The organism is Kitasatospora sp. NPDC048662, from assembly GCF_055587065.1.
Window position 1 is genome coordinate 1,100,754 of the sequence record NZ_JBVJHA010000001.1, and the last position, 21,255, is coordinate 1,122,008.

The 21,255-nt window shown below is 71.7% G+C and carries 20 protein-coding genes and 4 tRNA genes; 11 read left to right on the top strand and 13 right to left on the bottom strand.

Features of this window, described 5'->3' with window-relative positions:
• Window positions 1-210: 210 nt before the first annotated feature.
• Window positions 211-1,353 (bottom strand): Glu/Leu/Phe/Val dehydrogenase dimerization domain-containing protein, encoded by a 1,143-nt coding sequence (locus ACZ6R9_RS05300; RefSeq protein WP_380479975.1) that lies wholly within the window; start codon window positions 1,351-1,353, stop codon window positions 211-213.
• 170 nt (window positions 1,354-1,523) lie between these two features.
• Between ACZ6R9_RS05300 and ACZ6R9_RS05305 the strand changes: the two genes are divergently transcribed.
• Both ACZ6R9_RS05305 and bldC read left to right on the top strand, forming a co-directional pair.
• A complete protein-coding gene (locus tag ACZ6R9_RS05305; protein WP_465536638.1) occupies window positions 1,524-2,453 on the top strand; it encodes a DUF8083 family protein in 930 nt (309 codons plus the stop codon).
• A 506-nt stretch (window positions 2,454-2,959) separates the two neighbouring features.
• The gene (gene bldC, locus ACZ6R9_RS05310) at window positions 2,960-3,166 is read left to right on the top strand and encodes a developmental transcriptional regulator BldC (protein WP_030459248.1); all 207 of its coding nucleotides are present in this window, start codon (window positions 2,960-2,962) and stop codon (window positions 3,164-3,166) included.
• 342 nt (window positions 3,167-3,508) lie between these two features.
• Here bldC and ACZ6R9_RS05315 read toward each other — a convergent pair.
• Window positions 3,509-3,582 (bottom strand) — tRNA-Asp (locus ACZ6R9_RS05315).
• Between the two features lie 94 nt (window positions 3,583-3,676).
• Window positions 3,677-7,651, bottom strand: coding sequence for an ATP-dependent RNA helicase HrpA (gene hrpA / locus ACZ6R9_RS05320; protein ID WP_465536640.1), 3,975 nt, complete (start codon window positions 7,649-7,651; stop codon window positions 3,677-3,679).
• A 201-nt stretch (window positions 7,652-7,852) separates the two neighbouring features.
• Between hrpA and ACZ6R9_RS05325 the strand changes: the two genes are divergently transcribed.
• The 5 genes from ACZ6R9_RS05325 to ACZ6R9_RS05345 all read left to right on the top strand — a co-directional run bounded on the left by ACZ6R9_RS05325 (window position 7,853) and on the right by ACZ6R9_RS05345 (window position 11,790).
• Window positions 7,853-8,218, top strand: coding sequence for a hypothetical protein (locus ACZ6R9_RS05325; RefSeq protein ID WP_380479969.1), 366 nt, complete (start codon window positions 7,853-7,855; stop codon window positions 8,216-8,218).
• Between the two features lie 67 nt (window positions 8,219-8,285).
• Complete coding sequence (locus tag ACZ6R9_RS05330; protein WP_380479967.1) at window positions 8,286-9,455, top strand: NlpC/P60 family protein; 1,170 nt, start codon at window positions 8,286-8,288, stop codon at window positions 9,453-9,455.
• Window positions 9,456-9,592: 137 nt separating this feature from the next.
• Window positions 9,593-10,810 carry an NlpC/P60 family protein gene (locus ACZ6R9_RS05335; protein ID WP_465536641.1) on the top strand — a complete coding sequence of 406 codons (1,218 nt, stop codon included), beginning with the start codon at window positions 9,593-9,595 and terminating at the stop codon, window positions 10,808-10,810.
• A gap of 133 nt (window positions 10,811-10,943) precedes the next feature.
• On the top strand, window positions 10,944-11,312 hold the full coding sequence (locus tag ACZ6R9_RS05340; RefSeq protein ID WP_380479963.1) for a VOC family protein: 369 nt from the start codon (window positions 10,944-10,946) through the stop codon (window positions 11,310-11,312).
• A 43-nt stretch (window positions 11,313-11,355) separates the two neighbouring features.
• Window positions 11,356-11,790, top strand: coding sequence for a PGPGW domain-containing protein (locus tag ACZ6R9_RS05345; protein ID WP_380479961.1), 435 nt, complete (start codon window positions 11,356-11,358; stop codon window positions 11,788-11,790).
• A 193-nt stretch (window positions 11,791-11,983) separates the two neighbouring features.
• On the opposite strand, the gene ACZ6R9_RS05350 is transcribed toward ACZ6R9_RS05345, so the two are convergent.
• The 4 genes from ACZ6R9_RS05350 to ACZ6R9_RS05365 are packed head-to-tail and all read right to left on the bottom strand — an operon-like array spanning window position 11,984 to window position 14,939.
• On the bottom strand, window positions 11,984-12,673 hold the full coding sequence (locus ACZ6R9_RS05350; RefSeq protein WP_465536643.1) for an oxygenase MpaB family protein: 690 nt from the start codon (window positions 12,671-12,673) through the stop codon (window positions 11,984-11,986).
• 31 nt (window positions 12,674-12,704) lie between these two features.
• Window positions 12,705-13,937, bottom strand: coding sequence for an MAB_1171c family putative transporter (locus ACZ6R9_RS05355; protein WP_380479957.1), 1,233 nt, complete (start codon window positions 13,935-13,937; stop codon window positions 12,705-12,707).
• On the bottom strand, window positions 13,930-14,505 hold the full coding sequence (locus ACZ6R9_RS05360) for a hypothetical protein (RefSeq protein ID WP_380479955.1): 576 nt from the start codon (window positions 14,503-14,505) through the stop codon (window positions 13,930-13,932). Before ACZ6R9_RS05360 ends, ACZ6R9_RS05355 begins: the two co-directional genes overlap by 8 nt.
• Window positions 14,502-14,939 (bottom strand): helix-turn-helix domain-containing protein, encoded by a 438-nt coding sequence (locus ACZ6R9_RS05365; protein ID WP_380479953.1) that lies wholly within the window; start codon window positions 14,937-14,939, stop codon window positions 14,502-14,504. Before ACZ6R9_RS05365 ends, ACZ6R9_RS05360 begins: the two co-directional genes overlap by 4 nt.
• A 408-nt stretch (window positions 14,940-15,347) precedes the next feature.
• Here ACZ6R9_RS05365 and ACZ6R9_RS05370 point away from each other — a divergent pair, with 408 nt between their 5' ends.
• Window positions 15,348-16,376 carry a glycosyltransferase family 2 protein gene (locus ACZ6R9_RS05370; protein WP_380479951.1) on the top strand — a complete coding sequence of 343 codons (1,029 nt, stop codon included), beginning with the start codon at window positions 15,348-15,350 and terminating at the stop codon, window positions 16,374-16,376.
• On the opposite strand, the gene ACZ6R9_RS05375 is transcribed toward ACZ6R9_RS05370, so the two are convergent.
• The gene (locus tag ACZ6R9_RS05375; protein ID WP_465536646.1) at window positions 16,377-16,643 is read right to left on the bottom strand and encodes a hypothetical protein; all 267 of its coding nucleotides are present in this window, start codon (window positions 16,641-16,643) and stop codon (window positions 16,377-16,379) included. It abuts the gene before it with no gap.
• Between the two features lie 110 nt (window positions 16,644-16,753).
• Here ACZ6R9_RS05375 and ACZ6R9_RS05380 point away from each other — a divergent pair, with 110 nt between their 5' ends.
• Window positions 16,754-17,338: a TetR/AcrR family transcriptional regulator gene (locus ACZ6R9_RS05380; protein WP_380479947.1), complete on the top strand. Its 585-nt coding sequence runs from the start codon at window positions 16,754-16,756 to the stop codon at window positions 17,336-17,338.
• 47 nt (window positions 17,339-17,385) lie between these two features.
• Here ACZ6R9_RS05380 and ACZ6R9_RS05385 read toward each other — a convergent pair whose 3' ends face one another.
• From ACZ6R9_RS05385 to ACZ6R9_RS05405, 5 genes are all read right to left on the bottom strand, one after another.
• Window positions 17,386-17,526, bottom strand: coding sequence for a hypothetical protein (locus tag ACZ6R9_RS05385; RefSeq protein ID WP_380479945.1), 141 nt, complete (start codon window positions 17,524-17,526; stop codon window positions 17,386-17,388).
• A 154-nt stretch (window positions 17,527-17,680) separates the two neighbouring features.
• Window positions 17,681-17,754: transfer RNA gene (locus ACZ6R9_RS05390), tRNA-Phe, on the bottom strand.
• A 27-nt stretch (window positions 17,755-17,781) separates the two neighbouring features.
• Window positions 17,782-17,855, bottom strand: a tRNA-Asp gene (locus ACZ6R9_RS05395).
• 42 nt (window positions 17,856-17,897) lie between these two features.
• Window positions 17,898-17,970 (bottom strand) — tRNA-Glu (locus ACZ6R9_RS05400).
• A 107-nt stretch (window positions 17,971-18,077) separates the two neighbouring features.
• The gene (locus tag ACZ6R9_RS05405; protein ID WP_380480396.1) at window positions 18,078-18,419 is read right to left on the bottom strand and encodes a metallopeptidase family protein; all 342 of its coding nucleotides are present in this window, start codon (window positions 18,417-18,419) and stop codon (window positions 18,078-18,080) included.
• A 181-nt stretch (window positions 18,420-18,600) separates the two neighbouring features.
• Here ACZ6R9_RS05405 and ACZ6R9_RS05410 point away from each other — a divergent pair, with 181 nt between their 5' ends.
• Together ACZ6R9_RS05410 and ACZ6R9_RS05415 are read left to right on the top strand one after the other, a co-directional pair.
• The gene (locus tag ACZ6R9_RS05410) at window positions 18,601-19,125 is read left to right on the top strand and encodes a hypothetical protein (protein ID WP_380479943.1); all 525 of its coding nucleotides are present in this window, start codon (window positions 18,601-18,603) and stop codon (window positions 19,123-19,125) included.
• A gap of 281 nt (window positions 19,126-19,406) precedes the next feature.
• The coding region (locus ACZ6R9_RS05415; RefSeq protein WP_465536648.1) for a DEAD/DEAH box helicase at window positions 19,407-21,255 on the top strand (1,849 nt) is incomplete at its 3' end.

The following is a 21,255-nucleotide window of genomic DNA, read 5'->3' on the forward strand; positions in this document are numbered from 1 at the left end:
CCCCCTCGAACCAGGTCCGCCCAGGTCAGAGGGGAATTTCGGGGCTTTTGCAGGCTGTCCGGCGCGATGCCGGTCCCGTCGTTCCTGCAGAGATTATCCCCCGAAGGAGGCGCTGTATCGCCCGTTCGGGGGACCAACTGAGAATCCGGTTCCACATCGTGATGCGCGGGCCGGGCGGCGCCGGCCCCGCGCATCACGAACTGTGGCGGGTCAGCTCCGGCGGGCGGTCGGCAGCAGGAGCGAGCGCAGCGCGCTGATCTCCCGCATCCGCTTCTCGGCGAGCCGGTCGGCGGCCACCGCCGGCGGGATGCCGTCGGTGGCGGCCCGGGTGAAGATCTCCAGCGTGGTGTCGAAGATCTTCGTCGCCTTGTTCTTCGCCCGGTCGAAGTTGAAACCGTCGATCTCGTCGGCGACCTGGATCACGCCACCGGAGTTCACCAGGTAGTCGGGCGCGTACAGGATGCCGCGGTCGGCGAGGTCCTTCTCCACGCCCGGGTGGGCGAGCTGGTTGTTGGCCGCGCCGCAGACGATCGAGGTGCCGGCCGCGCCGAGCGCCCCCACCGTCTCGTCGGTGAGCGCGCCACCGAGCGCGCACGGGGCGTACACGTCCAGGTCGGAGGCGAGCAGGGCGGCGGTGTCGGCCACCACCTCGACCCCGGGGTGGGCGGCCCGGACCCGGTTCACGGCGGCCTCGGAGACATCGGTGACGACCACGGTGGCGCCGTCCGCGACCAGGTGGCCGACCAGGTAGTGGCCGACCTTGCCGACACCCGCCACACCGACCCGCTTGCCGCGCAGGGTGGGCTGGCCCCAGCGGGCCTGCGCGGAGGCGCGCATGCCCTGGAAGACGCCGAAGGAGGTGAGGACGGAGGAGTCGCCGGCGCCGCCGTGCTCGGGCGAGCGGCCGGTGACGAACTCGGTCTCCCGGGCGATCATGTCCATGTCCTGGACGTAGGTGCCCACGTCGCAGGCCGTGATGTAGCGGCCGCGCAGGGTCTGCACGAAGCGCCCGTAGGCGCGCAGCATCGCCTCGTTCTTGTCCTTGCCCGGGTCGCCGATGATCACGGCCTTGCCGCCGCCGAGGTCGAGCCCGGCGAGGGCGTTCTTGTAGCTCATTCCGCGGGAGAGGTTCAGCGCGTCGGTCAGCGCCTCCTCCTCGCTCGCGTACGGGAAGAACCGGGTGCCGCCGAGCGCGGGGCCGAGGGCGGTGGAGTGGATGGCGATGATCGCCTTGAGGCCGGTGGAACGGTCGTGGCAGAGCACGACCTGCTCGTGCCCGTCGCCCTCCTGGCCGGTGCCGAAGACTCGGCCCAACACGCCTGGTGCGGGGTGCGTGGTGTGTACGTCGGTCACGGTGGTGACTCCAGCAATGATGGCCCGCGACGGTGGTGCGGGCGTCTGGTCGAAGCCTAGCTCCGGGGCCTCCTTCGAATCTGCCCCCGGGCAGGCCCCGAGCAATAACGATCGAAGCCTTCTCGGCGACACCCTGACGCGTCCCTGAGGCGCATGCGAACATGCGGAGCGTGACCGCCCCGCGCACCTCCGTGCTCCCGCCGTACACCGCCCAGTTGCGGGTCTACGAGCCGTTGGCCGCCTACCCCGAACCGGACCGGGCCCGCTGGCAGGCCTACGCGGCCGCGCACGGCCCCGACACCGGCGGGCCCGGCCGGCCGGTGACCGGCGCCGCGCTCGCCGAACAGCGCGCCGCCCTGGCCGCGCTGGCCGCCCTGACGCCCCGTCCGCTGCCCGACCAGGAGGACGGGCACGCCTACGTGCGGGTCGCGGACGGCGTCACCTACATCTGCCCCTGGACGACCCGGCTGCGCGGCTGGCTGGCCCTGCAGGAGCTGCGCCGGACGCTGCCCGCGCACCTGGTGGACACCGTGCTGCCGTCGCCCCTGCGGGCCGCCGCCGAGGCCGAGCGGGCGCGGTGGCAGCGGGAGCACCCCGACGCCCGGCCGTGGATCCGCGCCAGCCGCTGGGAGGTGCCGCTGCACTGGTTCCTGGCGTTCGGCGAGGAGGACCGCCACCACCTGCCGGCCGGCGAGTACGGCTCCGCCGGGGACGGCGAACGGCCGGAGCCGGCCGCACTGTTCTACTTGACGCCGATGGTGCAGGCCCGCCGCCGGGTGGCCCGGGCCTACCGGGCGCTGCGCACCGCCGTCCCCACGGCCGAGGTGCCCGGGAGCGCGGCCGGTGCGGCGCTCGCGGAGGGCGCGGAGGAGATCGGGCGCTGGCTGGAGGAGTTCCATCCGCGCTCGCTGGTGGAGCTCGACTACGGCGGCCTGGTGCAGCTGCTCGGCCCGCGGGCGCTGGCCGAGGAGCACTCGGTGGGCGAACTCGCGGACGGCCTGGCCGCCCTGCGGGCCGGGGACAGCGCGGCGGCGCAGCGCCGCTACGAGGCCCTGACGGTGCGCTGGCGGCGGGTGCTGGCGCTGCGGCAGGCCTCCTGAGCGTGATCGGCCCGGGGACGGGGGAGGCTCAGGGGGGCCGGGAGGGGCTGAGGGGGCGTCAGAAATTGCCCCCTGGTCGAATGCCGGCGCGAGAGGAGAGGATGGTCCATACCATTGGGAGGGATTTTGGGACTATGGTCCCAGATCGGGTCAATAGCCGAGAAACGTGACACTACTCACCGTTGACGCCAACTCAGACCTATGTGCCAAAATGGGACAACCAACCCAAGCCCTCTCGGGCGTGCGCACCGTGACCGGACGTCACCGGTGCGTAACTGTCCGCTATGGGGTGGTCCATGGCCATCCGTCGCCCTTGAACCCGTGAGGGGTCAATTTTGACGGTTTGGCCGATAGGGCTGGACGGATGGTGTAGTTGTAGACACCAGGACAAGCCGTTCGTCCTATTACCGACTCGGCCCGTCCGTGCCATTTCGGGCATCACGGGTCAAGGTGCAGAATTTGAAGGATAGAACCGCCCTGGTTCGGTTCTCCCGAGGAGGCCGCTCATGACCGCTCGTACCCCTGACGCCGAGCCCCTGCTGACGCCGGCAGAGGTCGCCACCATGTTCCGCGTGGACCCCAAGACGGTGACCCGCTGGGCCAAGGCAGGCAAGCTCACGTCGATTCGTACCCTCGGCGGCCACCGCCGCTACCGCGAGGCGGAGGTGCGTGCCCTGCTGGCCGGTATTCCGGCCCAGCGCACCGAGGTCTGATCCCAAGCTTTCCCCCGGGCACGCCCCCCGACTCCGCCGGGTCGGGAAAACGCGCTCGGCAGGTCCCAAGGGCCGCCTCTCCGACTCCGCCGGGTCGGGGGTGCGGCCCTTCGGCATGTTCGGAGCCGGAATGCGGGATTCCCGTGGGGCTGGTGGGGGTGGGGGGAATTCCCGGTAAAGACAGTACAATTTTACATATTAAATCTGAGCCCTTTGCGGGGATGCCCTGGAAGTCGGTTCCTGAAAGGGCGTCAGTGACGGTGATCACAGCACCGTTATCTTGTGCGCGCCCCGGAAAAGCGATAGGGCCCGGAACTCGAAGTTCCGGGCCCTGCGCTCCTGCGATCCCGACGGGACTTGAACCCGCGACCTCCACCTTGACAGGGTGGCGAGCTAACCAACTGCTCCACGGGACCAGTGATCTGATCCTTGCCCGCCTGCTCTCGCCTGCGAACAAGACAGATCGTACTGCATCACGACCCCCCAGGTCGAACCGGCTCCCGACGGGCCTCAGAGGGTCGCCGCGGCCGCCTCCATCGCCTTCAGGATGCGCTTCTCGGAAACCGGCGTCGGCGTGCCCAGCCCCTGTGCGAAGAAGCTCACCCGCAGCTCCTCGATCATCCAGCGGACCGCCCGGATCTCCGCCGACGGCTCCCGGCCGGCCGGCACCCTCGCCAGCAGCTCGCCGTACGCCTGCTGCACCGCCTGCACCTTCAGCAGGTTCTGCAGGTCGCGCTGCGGGTGGTCGGGCAGCGCCTCCAGGCGGCGGTCCACGGCGATCAGATAGCGCTTCAGATCGCCCAGGCGCTGCCACCCGGTGCCGGTGACGAAGCCCGGGTGCACCAGCGAGGCCAGGTGCAGGCGGACGTCGTTCACCGCGGACAGCAGCACCGGGCTGGAGACCGACTTCAGCCGGTTCGAGGCCCGGTGGAAGGCGATCAGCGCCGCCGCGGTCTTCAGCGTGGTGTCCGCGGACAGCTCGTACAGGTCCGCCCGGACCTTGTCGTGCAGCGCCGTGAACGCCTCCGAGTCCCAGGCCACCCCGCCCGACAACGTCATCAGGCGGTCGGTGGCCGCCGCCACGATGTCCTCGAACAGCGCCGGGATCGAGCCGTGCGGGTTGTACGACAGCGCCAGCTTGGCCTGGTTGCCCAGGCGGCCCTGGATCGACTTGGCGGGCGAGTTGATTTGCAGCATCAGCAGCCGGCGGGTGCCCTCCCACATGGCGCGCTGCTGGGCCTCGGGGGTGTCGAACAGCTTGATGCCGACGCTCGCGCCCTCGTCCACCAGCGCCGGGTAGGCGCGCAGCGAGTGGCCGCGGGTGCGCTGCTCGAAGGTGCGCTGCAGGACCGGCAGGTCGGTGGGCCAGGCGGTCAGGCCGGTGCGCTCGATGCCGCGGCCGGACGCCGCGCTGGACAGCGTCGCCGACAGCTTCGGCCGGAGGCCCTGGCGCAGCTCCTCCAGATCCTTGGACTCGGCGAGCTTCCGCTTGCCGTCCACCACCCGGAAGGTGACCTTCAGGTGGTCGGGGATCCGCTCCTCGTCCCAGGCCTCCGGCGGGATCGGCAGGCCCGACATCCGGTGCAGCACCCGCTCCAGGGTGGGCAGCAGCGGCTCCTGGCGGTCGGTCAGCTCGCGCATCGCGGCCCGGGCGTAGTCCGGGGCGGGCACGAAGTTGCGGCGGATCGCCTTCGGCAGCGAGCGGATCCAGGCCGTGACCAACTCCTCGCGCAGGCCCGGGATCTGCCAGTCGAAGCCGTCCGCGACCACCTGGTTGAGCACCGCGAGCGGGATGTGCACCGTCACGCCGTCCGCGTCGCTGCCCGGCTCGAACTGGTAGGTCAGCGGGAAGCGCAGCTTGCCCTGCTGCCAGACGTCCGGGTAGTCGGCCTCGGTGACGCCGTCCGCGGAGTCGTTGATCAGCATCGACTTCTCGAAATTGAGCAGGTCGGGCTGGTCGCGGCGGGTCTTCTTCCACCAGGCGTCGAAGTGCCGGGCGGAGACGATGTCCTCGGGCAGGCGGGCGTCGTAGAAGTCGAACAGGGTCTGGTCGTCCACCAGGATGTCCCGGCGGCGGGCCCGGTTCTCCAGCTCCTCGACCTCGTCGAGCAGCTTGCGGTTCTCCGCGAAGAACTTGTGGTGGGTCTCCCAGTCGCCCTCCACCATGGCGGAGCGGATGAACAGCTCACGGCACAGCTCGGGCTCGACGCGGCCGTAGTTGACCTTGCGCTGGGCGACGATCGGCAGGCCGTACAGGGTGACCTTCTCGTAGGCCAGCACCGCGCCGGCCTTCTTCTCCCAGTGCGGCTCGCTGTAGCTGCGCTTGATCAGGTGCGGGGCGAGCGGCTCCACCCACTCCGGCTCGATCTTCGCGTTGATCCGGGCCCACAGCCGGGAGGTCTCCACCAGCTCGGCGGACATCACCCAGCGCGGCGGCTTCTTGAACAGCCCCGACCCCGGGAACACCGCGAACCGGGCACCCCGGGCGCCCGCGTACTCGCGCTTCTCCACGTCGAACAGGCCGAGGTGGGAGAGCAGGCCGGAGAGCAGCGCCTGGTGGATCCGGTCGGCGTCCGGCTCGGCATCGTCGTGCGGTTCTTCGATGGTGACGCCGAGCTGCTTGGCGATGGTGCGCAGCTGGACGTAGACGTCCTGCCACTCCCGTATCCGCAGGTAGTTGAGGAACTCGGACTTGCACATCCGGCGGAACGCGGAGGAGGACAGCTCCTTCTGCTGCTCCCTGACGTAGCGCCACATCGCCAGGTAGGAGAGGAAGTCGGAGGTCTCCGAGTGGAAGCGGCGGTGCCGCTCGTCGGCGGCCTGGCGCTTCTCTGCGGGGCGTTCGCGCGGGTCCTGGATGGACAGCGCGGAGGCGATCACCATCACGTCGCGGACGCAGCCGAGGCGGTCGGCCTCCAGCACCATGCGGGCCATCCGCGGGTCGACCGGGAGCTGGGCGAGCTTGCGGCCGAGCGGGGTGAGGCGCTTGCGGTGGTCCTTCTCGGCCGGGTCCAGGGCGCCCAGCTCGTGCAGCAGGTTGACGCCGTCCTTGATGTTGCGGGAGTCCGGCGGGTCGAGGAACGGGAAGGCGGCGATGTCGCCGAGGCCCGCCGCCGTCATCTGGAGGATGACGGAGGCCAGGTTGGTGCGCAGGATCTCCGCGTCGGTGAACTCGGGGCGGGAGAGGAAGTCCTCCTCCGAGTACAGCCGGATGCAGATGCCGTCCGAGGTGCGGCCGCAGCGGCCCTTGCGCTGGTTGGCGCTGGCCTGGCTGACCGCCTCGATCGGCAGGCGCTGGACCTTGGTGCGGTGGCTGTAGCGGGAGATGCGGGCGGTGCCCGGGTCGATCACGTACTTGATGCCGGGGACGGTCAGCGAGGTCTCGGCGACGTTGGTGGCGAGCACCACCCGGCGCTGTGTGGAGCGCTGGAAGACCCGGTGCTGTTCGGCGGAGGAGAGCCGGGCGTACAGCGGCAGGATCTCGGTGAACTTCAGTTTCAGCTTGGTCAGCGCGTCGGCGGTGTCGCGGATCTCGCGCTCTCCGGAGAGGAACACCAGGATGTCTCCCGGGCCCTCGGACTGGAGCTCCTCGACCGCGTCGCAGATCCCCTGGATCTGGTCGCGGTCCCGGTCCGGTGCAGTGTCCGCATCGTCCTCGGCATCACTGTCGTCGAGGATCGGCCGATAGCGGACCTCGACCGGATACGTGCGGCCGGAGACCTCGATGATCGGGGCGTCGTCGAAGTGTTCGGCGAAGCGTTCCGGGTCGATGGTGGCCGAGGTGATGATCACCTTGAGGTCGGGGCGGCGGGGGAGCAGCTGCTTGAGGTAGCCGAGCAGGAAGTCGATGTTCAGGCTGCGCTCGTGCGCCTCGTCGATGATCAGGGTGTCGTACTGGCGCAGGTCTCGGTCGGTCTGGATCTCGGCCAGCAGGATGCCGTCCGTCATCAGCTTGACCAGGGTGTCCTGGCCGGCCTGGTCGGTGAACCGGACCTTCCAGCCGACGGCCTCGCCGAGCGGGGTGTTCAGCTCCTCGGCGACGCGTTCGGCGACCGTGCGGGCGGCGATCCGGCGGGGCTGGGTGTGGCCGATCAGGCCCTGCACGCCGCGGCCGAGCTCCAGGCAGATCTTCGGGATCTGGGTGGTCTTTCCGGAGCCGGTCTCGCCCGCCACGATCACCACCTGGTGGTCGCGGACGGCGGCCAGGATCTCGTCCTTCTTCTGCGCGACCGGCAGTTCCTGCGGGTAGCGGATCTCGGGGACCGCCGCCCGGCGGTCGGCGACCCGCAGTTCGGAGCGGTCGAAGTCGGCGGCCAGCTCGGCCAGGATCTTCCCCCGGGCCTCGGCCGAACGGACCTTGCGGGTGCCCTCCAGGCGGCGGCCGAGGCGCTGCATGTCGCGCAGCATCAGGCCGGGCAGCCGGGCGGCCAGCTCCGCGAGCGTGGGGGCGGGCTGCGGGGCTACGGGAGAACTCACTGCGGGCATCCCTCTAGGTTGCATAAAGTCGGGGCCGGGGCGCACCTCGGTTTTGTTACGAGCCTCCAGTGTCACAGGCGCGGCGGGCGGACCGCGAACACCCGCCCGTAGGTCAACCGCAGGTATTGACGGGCACCCGCCCGTTTCGCTCGGAGGCAGTACTGACTAGCCTTGGGAGGAACGGTTTGACGGGGAACAGGGGGAGTTCTGATGGGCATTCTGGGCGACATAGGCAACGTGGTCAGCGACGTCGGTGACTTCGTCGGTGACGTGGCCAAGGTCGGCAAGGACATCGTCATGGCGCCGGCCGAGATCGCGCACTGGGCGCTCGGCAAGATGTTCGGCGACGCCGACGCCGAGCTCAACAAGATCGCGCAGGAGCTGGCCGAGATGGCCAAGCAGGTCGAGCAGCTGGGCGGCGACGTCAACTCGCTGCTGTCGCACATGTCCTGGCACGGTGCGGCGGCGGACGCGTTCACCGCGCACGCCCAGGGCCGGGTGCGGGAGCTGAACGGGGTCGCGGACGAGCTCAACCAGCTCGGCGACTCGGTGAAGCGCCTCGCCAGCGTGTTGTGATCCGGATCCGGACGGCGGAGATCGTCCGGGGCCGGGCCACGGACGGAGAACGAGGGGACATCCTTCGATGACGGGGAAGATGTTCGGCTTCCGGCCGGAAGAGCTGGTGCGGATCCAGCGCGACTTCGAGCAGCTCAACCAGCGCATGGCGGAGATGACCAAGAAGGTCGGGCACATCGGCGAGACCGTCGCGAAGGCGGCGGCCACCGATGTGTTCTCCGGTTTCATCATGGGAGTCGTCGGGGCGGGTCCGGTGCTCGCCGAGGTGAAGCGGGATGTCGACGACATCAGCAGCAAGGCCGAGGCGCTGATGCGGACCAAGGACAAGCTCACCCGCGAGCTCGGCGAGGACGCAGCGAAGATCAAGAAGCTCATCGCCCACTACGAGGCGGTCGAGAAGAAGATCGCCGACGAGATGAACAAGCCCAAGGGCGACGAGAGGCCGCAGCCCGGGTCCCCGCACACTGGCATCGACGGTGTGGGCAACGGCGGCGGCAACAGCGGGGGCGGTGGCGGCGGCGGTCACGCCGAGCAGCCGAAGTCCCCGAGCACCGGTATCGACGGCGCCGGCCACGGCGGCGGCGGTGGCAGCACCGGTGGTGGCGGGAGTCACACGCCGCAGCCGAAGTCGCCGAACACCGGCACCGACAGCGGCGGTGGCACCGGCACGCCGGCCGGCGGGCCCGGTGGGAAGCACGACGGGCCGAAGCTCAAGGACCGCTCCACCGGTGACTGGAAGACCAAGATCATCAACGGCAGCGGCTGGGACTCCTGGTCCGGCAAGAAGCACAAGAAGAACGGCGAGGGCCTCGGTGTGAAGGCCAGGCCCAAGCTGGAAGGGCTGTCGCCGGAGCGCAGGGCCATGGTGGAGCGCGCACTGGAGCGCGCCGAGCACAAGCTCGGCTACAGCCAGGGCGCCGTCACCAACGGCTACCGGGTGGACTGTTCGGGCCTGGTGTCCTGTGCCTGGGGCCTGCCCGGCCCGGGTCTGAACACCATCGGGCTGATGCAGGGCAACGTGTCGCACCACATCGGCAAGAACGACCTGCAGCCGGGTGACGCGATGATCTCCAACGATCACACGGTGCTGTTCGGGGGCTGGGTGGACGCCGCCCACACCCGTTACATCGGCATCGAGGACAGTGGCGACGCGGGCATGGTCTCCCGGGAGATCCCCTACCCGTACTTCCACGGAGGCTCCGCGTACCAGCCGTACCGCCGCAACGGCGTCGACTGACGCGTGCTCACCGCACGGGGCCCGGCCCGGGGTTGACCACCCCCGGCCGGGTCCCGTGCTGTCCGCTGCGAGAGAATCGGGACAGTCTTGGGGCGAACGGCCAGGGGGGCCGTCGCCGAGGTAGGGGGGCGTGTGCGATGACGGGGAAACAGTTCGGCTTCCGGCCGGACGAGCTGGTGAAGATCATGCGGGACTTCGAGCAGCTGAACCAGCGCATGGCGGAGATGACCCAGCAGGTCGGGCACATCAAGGCCACGGTCGCGAAGGCGGCGGCCACCGATGTGTTCTCCGGTTTCATCATGGGAGTCGTCGGGGCGGGTCCAGTGCTCGCCGAGGTGAAGCGGGATGTCGACGACATCAGCCACAAGGCCGACGCGCTGATGAAGACCAAGGACAAGCTCACCCGCGAGCTCGGCGAGGACGCGGCGAAGCTCAAGAAGATGATCGCCCGGTACAACGAGGTCGAGCAGGGCATCGCCGACATCCTCAACAAGCCGCACGGCGAGGACAAGCCGCAGCCGAAGTCGCCGAGCACCGGCATCGCGGGCGTCGGCAACGGCGGCGGCAGCAACGGCAACGGCACCGGTGGTGGCGGGAGCCACCCGGAGCAGCCCAAGTCGCCGAACACCGGTGGCGACGGCACCGGCGGGCACGGCGGCGGCAGCACGGGCGGTGGCAGCACGGGCGGCGGCAGCCGCGCGCCGCAGCCGAAGTCGCCGAACACCGGCGGCGGGGACACCAGCGGCAACGACGGCTCCGGGATCTCCACCCGCCCGGGCGGCCTGCACGACGGCCCGAAGATCAAGGACCGGTCCAGCGGCGACTGGAAGACCAGGATGATCAACGGCACGGGCTGGGACGACTGGTCGCCCACCCACAAGTGGCACCCGCGCAACGGCCAGGGCGGCGGCGTGGTGGACCAGCCGCACCTGGACGGGGTCTCCGACGAGCGCAAGGCGATGGTCGAGCGGGCGATGGAGCGGGTCGAGCGCAAGCTCGGCTACAGCCAGGGCGCCGTCACCAACGGCTACCGGGTCGACTGCTCCGGCTTCGTCTCGGCGGCCTGGGGCCTGTCCACCGACGGCGGCGGCACCTCGACCGGCCCGCTGATCAGCGAGAGCGCCGGCATCGCGCACCACATCAACAAGAGCGACCTGATGCCCGGCGACGCGCTGGTGATCCACCACGAGAGCGGCGACAAGAACCAGCACGTGGTGCTGTTCGGCGGCTGGGCGGACGCCGCGCACACCAAGGCGATCATCCTGGAGGACTCCGGCAGCAACGGCTGCATCTCGCACGAGGTGTCGATGTCGAAGCTGTCCGGTTACACCGCGATCCGCAAGAACGGCATGTGACCCGGCCGGCGTTCCCCCGACCTGCGGGTCGGGGGAACGCCGCAGGTCAGCGGCTCTTGACCTGAAGCACGCTTGAAGTCCTACCGTCGAGGTGCGTGAGATCACCCCGCTCCGGAACGAGAGGCCGTGCACCATGCCGATAGAGCTCAACCACACCATCGTGGCCGCCCGGGACCGACAGGCCACCGCCGACTTCCTGACCGGCCTGCTCGGCCTGCCCGACGCCGAAGTCCACGAGCCGTTCCTGGCCGTGCAGTTGGGCAACCGCGTGACGCTCGACGTGATGACCGTCGCGGGCCCGATCACGCCGCAGCACTACGCGTTCCTGGTCTCCGAGGACGAGTTCGACGCGATCTACGGCCGGATCCAGGCGCAGGGCCTCACCCACTGGGCCGACCCGTTCTCCCAGCAGCCCGGCCGGATCAACCACTGGAACGGCGGCCGCGGCGTGTACGTGAAGGACCCGGACGGGCACAGCATCGAGGCGCTGACCAGGCCCTGAGCACGCTTGCCTGTTCGCCCGGCGATCCGGTTACCGTGGAGTGATGAGCGAACAGCAGCGGCCGGCATTCGAAGCGGACCCGGACACCGTCCACCCAGTGGCCAGGGTGGCCCTCGGCGCGGCCGGGGTCACGCTGGTCTCGGTCGGCGTGGTGCTGCTGGTGCTGCCCGGGCCCGGCACGCTGCTCCTGCTGGCCGGGCTGATTCTGCTGGCCCGGGCGATCCCGGCGCTGTCCCGGTTCGTCGAGCCGGTACGGGTGCGGGCGATGGCGGGCGTCGAGGCCAGCGTCGCCTCGCGCTGGCGGATCGCCGGCTCGGTGCTGGCCGGGCTCGGGCTGATCGGCGCCGGCGTCGCCGCGGTGCTGGTGCCGAGCCTGCCGCTGGCGGGCTGGCCGACCGGGCTGAGCCTGATGCTGTCGGGCCTGATCCTGCTCGGCCTGATGGTCTGGAGCCACCGCCGGGTGCACGGCTCGCGCTGAGCTTCGGCCGGCGGGCCGGGCAACCCGGCGGGCCGGGCGGGCGGGACGCGAACAGGCGGGGCGGGGGATGTCGAGGGCGGCGCGCAGCAGGGCGTCCAGCAGAGCGGTGGCGAGGGCCGGGGCGGGCGGACTGTGGGTGCGCCGTGAGGCGTTGGCGGCTTCTGCGCGCGCAGCGGCCAGCCGGGGCGGGCAGTCAGCGGGCCAGTCGGAAGGCGAGGGCGGCGGCTGCGCGCAGCGGCCAGGCGGGGCGGGGGACGTCGAGGGCGGCCCGCAGCGGGGCGTCCAGCAGGGCGGTGGCGAAGGCCGGGGCGTGGCGGGCCAGCGGGCCGGGCAGGCGGGACGCGAACAGGCCGGAGACGGCCTGCCACAGGGCCCGGCCGGCCGGGCTGGGGGCGAACCGGGCGGCCTCGAACTCGCGCATCCAGGCGGCGATCCGGTCCAGGTCCGGGCCGGGCAGCGCGGGCAGCTCCAGGGCGGCGGCCAGCTCGGCCTGGAAGGCGAACGCGGCCTCCCGCTCGGCGGGCGTCACACCGCCGCCCCGGGCGGTGAACTCCACCGGGCAGACGGTGAAGCAGGCCAGCACGTAGCGCATCAACTCGTCGTCCACGCCCGGCAGTCGGTGCATCGCGGCGAGTTCGGCGACGATCTCCCGGCCGGCTTCGCTGTCCACCCCGTGGCCGATCAGCGCGAACATCATGGCCCCGGTGGCCTTCGCCCGGGCTTTCGGCGCGGACGCCAACTTGCCGGTGGCGGACAGTACTTCGGCGATCTCCGGGACGGCGAAGGTGCGTACGAAGCCGAGTGTCAGGCCGACCCGGGCCCGCTGCGGGGCCCGGTGCAGCACCAGCGCGGCGAACGCGTCGCGGGGCGGCCCGGCTGTCACGACTGCCCGGGCCGTCACGGGTGCCCGGCGGTCATGAGCGGTCGGCCAATGCCCGCTCCAGCAGCGGGGATTGCAGGAAGGAGGCGACCAGCACCAGGTGGGCGCGCTCCTCGGCGGGGTCGGCGTCCAGGCCGGGCAGCACCGGCTGCTCCTCGCGCGGGCGCGGCACCGTCCCGGCGGCCAGCGCGCCGACCGCGGAGCGCAGTGCGGCGGCGACCACCAGCGCGTCCCGCTCCTCGGGGCCGAGCGCGGCTTCGGCGGCGGACCGTTCGGCACCCCGGACCGCCGCCGGGTCGATCCACGGGCGCAGCGTCAGCTGGCCGTCGCGGATCTCCAGGCCGCGCCGGGTGGTGCGCCACTCCAGGTCGCGCAGGGCGGCGCGTTCGCGCCAGGCGGGCGACGGCGGGCCCTCCAGGGCGAGCCGGCGGTCGGCCCGGTAGACCAGGTCCCACAGTGGGCGCAGCGCCCGGAAGTCGGCCCGGCGGCGGGTCCAGGCGGCGCCGGCCGGGCCGGCGAAGCCGAGGGTGATGCCGACCGCGCCGAGCGTGGCGAAGAGCGGGCCGAGCGCGGTGCTCAGCCAGTCGACGTCATTGACGCCGGCGTACGCGAGAGCGATCGCGGCGAGCTTGCACACCACGTAGCCGCAGGCGGTGAGCGCGCCGGCGGCCAGCAGCCGGATGCCGCGGCGCAGCCAGCCGGCGGGGAGCCGGGCGGCGTGGCCGAGGCAGACCCGGCCGATGTCGATCAGCGCGAAGGCGTACAGGCCCTGGTAGATCGCCAGGAACAGGGCGGTGGCGGTGCGCGGGGCGAAGGTGGTGTCGAAGGTGAGCGGCGTCTCGGGCCGGTACGGGCCGCCGATCAGGAAGAGTGCCACCAGCACGGGCACCAGCGCGGCGAACACGGCGGTGCGGCGGCGCACCCGGCGGCGCAGCCGGTCGTCCAGCGGCGCCCACACCTCGGTGCCGGAGCGCTGCTCGGGCGGCGCCCAGACCAGCGCCAGGACCACCGCGCCGGCGGAGAAGCCGACGATGCCCAGGTAGACCAGCAGGGTGGCCAGGTTGCCGACGCCGGTGAGGTGCCCGATCGCCCGGTACAGCAGCGGGGAGGCCAGCAGGAAGGCGGTGGCCGGCGAGGCGATCGCCAGGGCGACCACCAGCAGGCCGAAGGACGGTTCGCGCCGCCAGGCCCGCAGCTTCAGCCCGGCCACCACCCAGGCGGCCGCGCCGATGCCCAAGTAGACCAGGTTGTAGGGCAGTTCAGACATGCTGTCCCTTGCGGTGCTCCAGCGCGGGGGCGAGCTGCGAGGTGGTGCCGGCCCCCGGGGCGAGCACCAGGGCGCGCATCAGCTCGGCGCCGAGCACCTCCGCCTCCTCCTCGGCGGCGTCGTCGTAGTGCGAGCGGCCGAGCACCAGCCGGAGCATCTCCGGGTCGATGGTGGGCAGTTCGACCAGCGACGGGTCCTCGTCCGGCGACGGCGGCTCGCTCAGGTGCCCGCACAGCAGGTGCGCCAGCTCGTGGCAGACGATGTGCGCGCGGTGCAGCCCGGAGGTCTCCTGCTCGACGTGGATCACGTCCTCGGCGGACAGCCGCTCCACGAAGCCGGACGGCTCGCCGACCTGCATCCGGCGCGGCGCGATCCGGATCGGCCGGTCCAGGTGGGCGGAGACCGCTCCGCACAGCTCCTCCACGGTGCTCAGCGGCGGCAGGCGCAGTTCGCGCGCGACCGCCCGCATCCGGCGGCGGGTCCGCCCGAGACCGCTCCCCACACCCCGCACGTCGACCCCCTCCGGGAGCCGCCAGTGTCCCAGCGGCACCTGCTGACGCTCCGTCACGTGACTGGTCCGGCCTCGTCCGACTGGCCGGTCGGCAGGCCGACGGCCCGCCGCAACTGCTCCACAATAGTGAGTGCGGCGTCCTGCATCTCCGGCGGCAGGCCGGCCGCCCGCATGGCGATCCGCTCCACCCGGGCGTCGCGCAGCGCCTCGATCCTGCGCAGGTCGCGCTCGACCGCGCTGGCGGTCTCCGAGTCGGAGAAGTAGTCCAGCGGGACGCCGAAGAACTTGGCGATCCGGACGGCGTTCTCCAGGCTCGGCTTCTGGGTGCCCTTGCGCAGGTTGCCGATGTACGTGCCGCTCAGCCCGGTGCCTTCGGCGATTTCGGAGTCCCGCCAGGGCCGGCCGAGGTCCTTGGGGTAGATCACCGCTATCAGACGCCGGAAGCGGCTGGCGAAGTCCGGTGCTTCGGCGCGGGAGGAGTCCGTGGGCATGTGCCGGATCATAGAGGGTCTTTACCCCCGGGCGTATCCCATCGATAACACCGTTCTGAACGATCGTTGGGGGATTGGTGCCGAAACCGTGCGGACAGGCCACCGTGGGCGTTGGTTCGTCACTCTTGAATCCACGATAGTTGACACGGTGTGGGCGGATCGGCAGGATCGGCATTCTGATGCTCGGGCGCCGTTGCCCCACGGGGGTGGGCAGCGGCGCTCGTTCGGCGGGTTGCCGTGCGCCCTCGCGCGCACGCCCCGCGGGCCGGGGCTCGCCGCTCCGCCTCCTTCACGTCATCTCCCGTTTCCGTCACGGCAGTTCCGCGCCGATACGCTCCCCGCGTCCTCGCCCGGCGCCCGTCCGCCAGCACCACTCGGGCGCGCCCCGCCCGAAAGGCCGCGCTGCCGATGGTCCCCCGACTCTCCGTCGTCGTCCCGGTGTACAACGTCGAGCGGTACCTCGTCGACTGCCTGGACTCGATCGCCGCCCAGAGCTTCACCGACTTCGAATGCGTCCTGGTGGACGACGGCTCCACCGACACCAGCACCGCCCTCGCCGAGCAGTACACCGCCCGCGACCCGCGCTTCCGGCTGCTCCGCCAACCCAACCTGGGCCTCGGCGCCGCCCGCAACACCGGCGTGCGCCACCTCACCCCCGGCACCGAGTACCTGGCCTTCGCCGACAGCGACGACACCCTGCCCCCGCACGCCTACCGGCTGATGATCAGCACCCTGGACGAGACCGGCTCCGACTTCGCCGCCGGCAACGCGCTGCGGCTGCGCGGCACCGGACTCGAACCCTCGCACGCGCACCGCCGCCCGTTCGCCGAGACCCGGCTGCGCACCCACATCGGCCAGCTGCCCGCCCTGGTCACCGACCGCACCGCCTGGAACAAGGTCTACCGCCGCTCCTTCTTCACCGCGGCCGGCCTCCAGTACCCCGAGGGCATGCTGTACGAGGACGCCCCCGTCAGCGTCCCGCACCACTTCCTGGCGAAGAGCGTCGACGTGCTGTCCGAGCCCGTCTACCACTGGCGGATCCGCGAGGACGGCGACCGCTCCATCACCCAGCGCCGCACCGACCCGCGCGGCCTGGCCGACCGGGTGCGCTCCATCGAACTCGTCCGCGGCTGGCTGCTGGACCGCCCCGAACCCGCCTTCCGCGCACACCTGCGGGCCTACGACCACAACACCCTGGTCGAGGAGATCCCGATGTTCTTCTGGACCGTCCCCGACGGCGACCGCGACTACCGGCACGCCTACCACCGGCACGTCACCCGGCTGCTCAGCGCCATCGGCCCCGAACACCTCGCCGCACTCCCGCCCGTCCTGCGCCTCAAGTACCGCCTCACCGTGGCGGGCCGCCTGCACGCCCTGTCCGGCGTCCAGCGCGCGCACCGCCGGGTCCGCAACACCCGCAAGGCGCTGCGGCGTTGATCACCGGGTGCGCCGCCGCAGCAGCGCCACCCGGGCCTTCAGCAGCGCCGGGACGAACAGGTACACCACGGCGGGAACCACCACGCCGGTGATGACCAGCACCCGCAAGGGCACCGGCAGGCCGTCCAGCGACGGCCCGAGCAGCATCTGGGCGGTCGTGATCGACGGGAAGACGGCGAGCCAGGTGATCAGGGCACGGACGTGCACCGACGGGGCGGGGTGGGTGGTGACGGCGGCGGTTGCGGCGGTGGCGGCGGTCTCGGCCATGACGGTCTCCTCGGGGCGCGGGCGCGTACCGTGACGGTAGCCAACCAACTGGTTGGCGTCAACCATCCAGTTGGTTGGCATGCCGTCCCCTGCCGCCCTACGCTGAGCGCATGACCCAGGAACCGACGTCCACCAAGCAACGGCTGCTCGCCGCCGCCAGGGAAGAGTTCGCCGCGCACGGCATCGCGGGCGGCCGCGTGGACCGGATCGCGGAGCTGGCCGGCGTGAACAAGGAACGCATCTACGGCTGCTTCGGCAGCAAGCAGAAGCTCTTCGACCAGGTCGTCGCCGCGGCCCTGGACGAACTCACCGAAGCCGTCCCGCTGCAGCCCGGCGACGACCCCGCCGAATACGTGGGACGGGTCTACGACTTCCACCGGGCCAACCCCGTCCTGATCCGGCTCTGCCTCTGGGAGGGCCTGCACTATCGCGACGCCGCCCTGCCCAACGAGGCCCGGCGCGCCACCCACTACGAACAGAAGGTCGCCGCCCTCGCCGCGACCTTCGGCACCGAGGCGTCCCCGCAGGTCGCCGCCTGCCTACTGAGCCTGATCGGCCTCGCCGCCTGGCCCACCGCCGTCCCCCAGATGACTCGCCTCGTCCTCGGCACCACCCAACCCGACCTCCGCGCCCACGTCGTCGAATTCGCCCGCCAGGCCCTGACCGGCTCCCTCCCGATCCCCACGGACACCTGACCCCCCGCCAGGGCCGTCGGCCGGCGGGCCGGGCGTTCGAAGGCGTGTCAGAAAGGCTGCCCTGCGGCCTCGCGGGCCGTCAGTTGATCACTTCGACGGCGCAGCGGATGCGAGATCCGGCTCGCGCAGGACTTGCCGACGGGCCGTTCGCCCCGGGCCTCCCGCTGCACGGCGAGGATGTCGGCCATCGACACGTCGCTCGACAGACTCTCGCGGACGACCCACTGTCGGCGCTGACCGGGTGGCGCGCCGCGGTTCGGGGCCGTTGGCGTTGGCGTCAGTGGACGCGAAAATGCCCCCGAAGCGAGCTGCTTCGAGGGCATCGTGCCTGGTCAGGCGATGTGGCCAGGGCCGGGGTCGAACCGGCGACCTTCCGCTTTTCAGGCGGACGCTCGTACCAACTGAGCTACCTGGCCGTACTGCACCGTCTCTTGCGAGACGAGCGATCCCGACGGGACTTGAACCCGCGACCTCCACCTTGACAGGGTGGCGAGCTAACCAACTGCTCCACGGGACCTCATGCGGATTGCTCCGCACAGGACCTTACTACGGTACTGCGTACCCCCAACGGGATTCGAACCCGTGCTACCGCCTTGAAAGGGCGGCGTCCTGGGCCACTAGACGATGAGGGCTTGCGGCCCTTCCGGCCGGTTTGTCCGGCGTTCGGGGACGTCGAGAAGCATATGGGATGCCGGGCGGGAACGCCAAAACGGATTTCGGGGGCGGGCGTGGCGGGGGTTCAGGACCAGCCGAGTCCGTGGAGTTCGTCGTCGTCGAAGCCGAAGTGGTGGGCGACTTCGTGGATGACGGTGATGCGGACCTCCTCGACGGCCTGCTCCCGGGAGTCGCAGTGGCGGAGGGTCGGGCCCATGTAGATCAGGATCCGGTCGGGGAGGACGCCGGCGTACCACTCGCCGCGTTCGGTGAGCGGGATGCCCTCGTAGAGGCCGAGCAGTTCGGGGGTGGCGGGATCGGGTTCGTCCTCGACGAAGACCGCCACGTTGTCCATCATCGCGGCCAGCTGCGGCGGAATCTGGTCCAGCGCGTCGGACACCAGCGCCTCGAACTCGTCCCTGGTCATCTCCACCCGTCCATTGTCGGAGGTCCGTTGACGCGACGCCAGATGATCCGTGCGGTGCGCCCGCGGGGGCGGCGTGCGGCTGATGCTCGGCGGTTGCCCGTGTCCCGGCGGGGCGGACGCGCGTTGGGCACCCGAGAACGAATGGGCGGCCCGGGCGGGCCGTGCGGGAGGTGGCTCGGTGATGGCGGTTGGGTCGGCGCGGCGACGGGTGACGGCGGGGGCGGCGATGGCGGCGATCGCCGCGTTCGGACTGAGCGGCTGCATGTCGGTGGGTGCGCAGCCGCCCGCCGGGCCGGACCGGGTGAAGCCGACCGGCGCGGGGACGGCGACCACGCTCAAGGCCGGGGTCGGTACCGGCGGCCACCAGGGCGGGCAGCACGGGGAGCGCGGCGGCGCGCCGAGTGTTGACGGCGCGTCACCCGGCGCGGTGCCGTCCCCGGGCGGGCACGTGCCGGGCCCGACGCCGCCCGCCGTCGGGCTGCAGGGCGCTCCGGTGCCGGTGCCGGGAACGAACGCCGGCACTCCCGGGCCGAGCGGCACGCCCGCCGGGCCGGGAACGCCCCCGCCGACCCCGACCGGTGGCGGCAGCGCGTCCTCGCCGACCCCGCCGCAGCCCAGTGCGCCGGAGCCCTCGCACTCGGCGAAGCCCTCGCCGACGCCCAGCGGGACGCCCGTGGAGCCCAGCGAGTCACCGTCCGGGCACTGACCGCGGCGGCTGCTCCGCGGCGGGTGCTTCGCAGTCGGTGCTCCGCAGCCGGTGCCGGAAGCGGCGGCGGGGCCTTGCTTCAGGGCGTTGGCCAGGGGATTTGCCTCTGATCCGTAGGCTCCCCTATGGTGGTAGATCGTTCGTTTGATCCTATTTGGCTGGCGCTCCTTACACCTTTGAGCGCCCTTGGCGCGTTCCGGCGATCCGTGGCTGACCGCATAGAGGCGGTATTTCCAACAGACCCCCGGACTTTGGCGCGTGCCACTTCCGGAAGGTTTTGCATGTCTCTCGTTGACGACGCCCGCTTCGCCATGCCCGCGAACGGCTCCGACGCCGCCGACACCGACTCTCTCGACACCGACACGCTGGACGCGGAGCTCGCCGAGCTGACCGACGCCGGCGACGCCGCGGAGGCCGACACCGCCGACGCCGAGCCGACCATCACCTTCGGTGACCTGGGCCTGCACGACGAGGTCGTCCGGGCGCTCGCCAAGCGCGGCGTCACCACCCCGTTCCCGATCCAGGCCGCGACCATCCCGGACGCGCTGGCCGGCAAGGACGTCCTCGGCCGTGGCCGCACCGGCTCCGGCAAGACCCTGAGCTTCGGCCTGCCGCTGCTGACCCGCCTGGCGGGCGGCGAGCGCACCAAGGCCAAGCACCCGCGCGGTCTGATCCTGGTCCCGACCCGCGAGCTGGCCATGCAGGTCGCCGACGCGCTGGAGCCGTTCGGCTCGGTGCTCGGCCTGCGCCTGAAGGTGGTCTGCGGCGGCACCTCGATGTCCAACCAGATCTACGCCCTGGAGCGCGGCGTGGACGTGCTGGTCGCCACCCCCGGCCGCCTGCGCGACCTGATCAACCGCGGCTCCGCGAAGATGGACGAGGTCGAGATCGCCGTCCTCGACGAGGCCGACCAGATGGCCGACATGGGCTTCCTGCCCGAGGTCACCGAGATCCTCGACCTGGTGCCGGCCGGCGGCCAGCGCCTGCTGTTCTCCGCCACCCTGGAGAACGAGATCGACACCCTGGTCAAGCGCTACCTGAAGAGCCCGGTCACCCACGAGGTCGACCCGTCGGCCGGCGCGGTGACCACCATGACCCACCACATCCTGGTCGTGAAGCCCAAGGACAAGGCGCCGATCACCAACGCGATCGCCGCCCGCAAGGGCCGCACCATCATCTTCGTCCGCACCCAGATGGGCGCGGACCGGGTCGCCCAGCAGCTGCTGGAGGCCGGCGTGAAGGCCGACGCGCTGCACGGCGGCATGACCCAGGGCGCCCGTACCCGCGTCCTCGGTGACTTCAAGGACGGCTACCTCAACGTGGTCGTCGCCACCGACGTCGCCGCCCGCGGCATCCACGTCGACGGCATCGACCTGGTGCTGAACGTCGACCCGGCGGGCGACCACAAGGACTACCTGCACCGCTCCGGCCGCACCGCCCGGGCCGGCCGCTCCGGCACCGTCGTCACCCTGGTGCTGCCGCACCAGCGCCGCGGCGTGTTCCGCCTGATGGAGGACGCGGGCGTGGACGCCTCGCGCCACATCCTCGACCACGCCTTCGACGCCGAGGTGGCCCGGATCACCGGCGCCCGCTCGCTGGTCGAGGTGCAGGCCGAGAGCGCGTCCGGCATCGCCGGCGCCGCCGAGCGCGAGGTCGCCGAGCTCACCCGTGAGCTGGAGCGCGCCCAGCGCCGCGCCACCGAGCTGCGCGAGGAGGCCGACCGTCTGGCCGCCCGCGCCGCCCGCGAGCGCGCCGAGCTGGGCATCGAGGACGAGGTCGAGACGGACGAGGCGACCGCCGAGGCCGGCACCGAGACCGCCGAGCAGCCGGCCGCCGCGGCCGAGCCGGCGGCCGAGGAGCGCACCCCGTCCTACCGCGAGGCCCGCAACGAGCGCCCCGCCTACAACCGCGACCGCGAGGACCGTGGCGGCCGTGGCTTCAACCGTGACGACCGTGGTGGCCGTTCGTTCGGTGACCGTGAGCGTGGCGGCTTCAACCGTGAGGAGCGCGGCGGCCGTTCGTTCGGTGACCGTGACCGTGGCTTCAACCGTGACGACCGTGGTGGCCGTTCGTTCGGTGACCGTGAGCGTGGCGGCTTCAACCGTGAGGAGCGCGGCGGCCGTTCGTTCG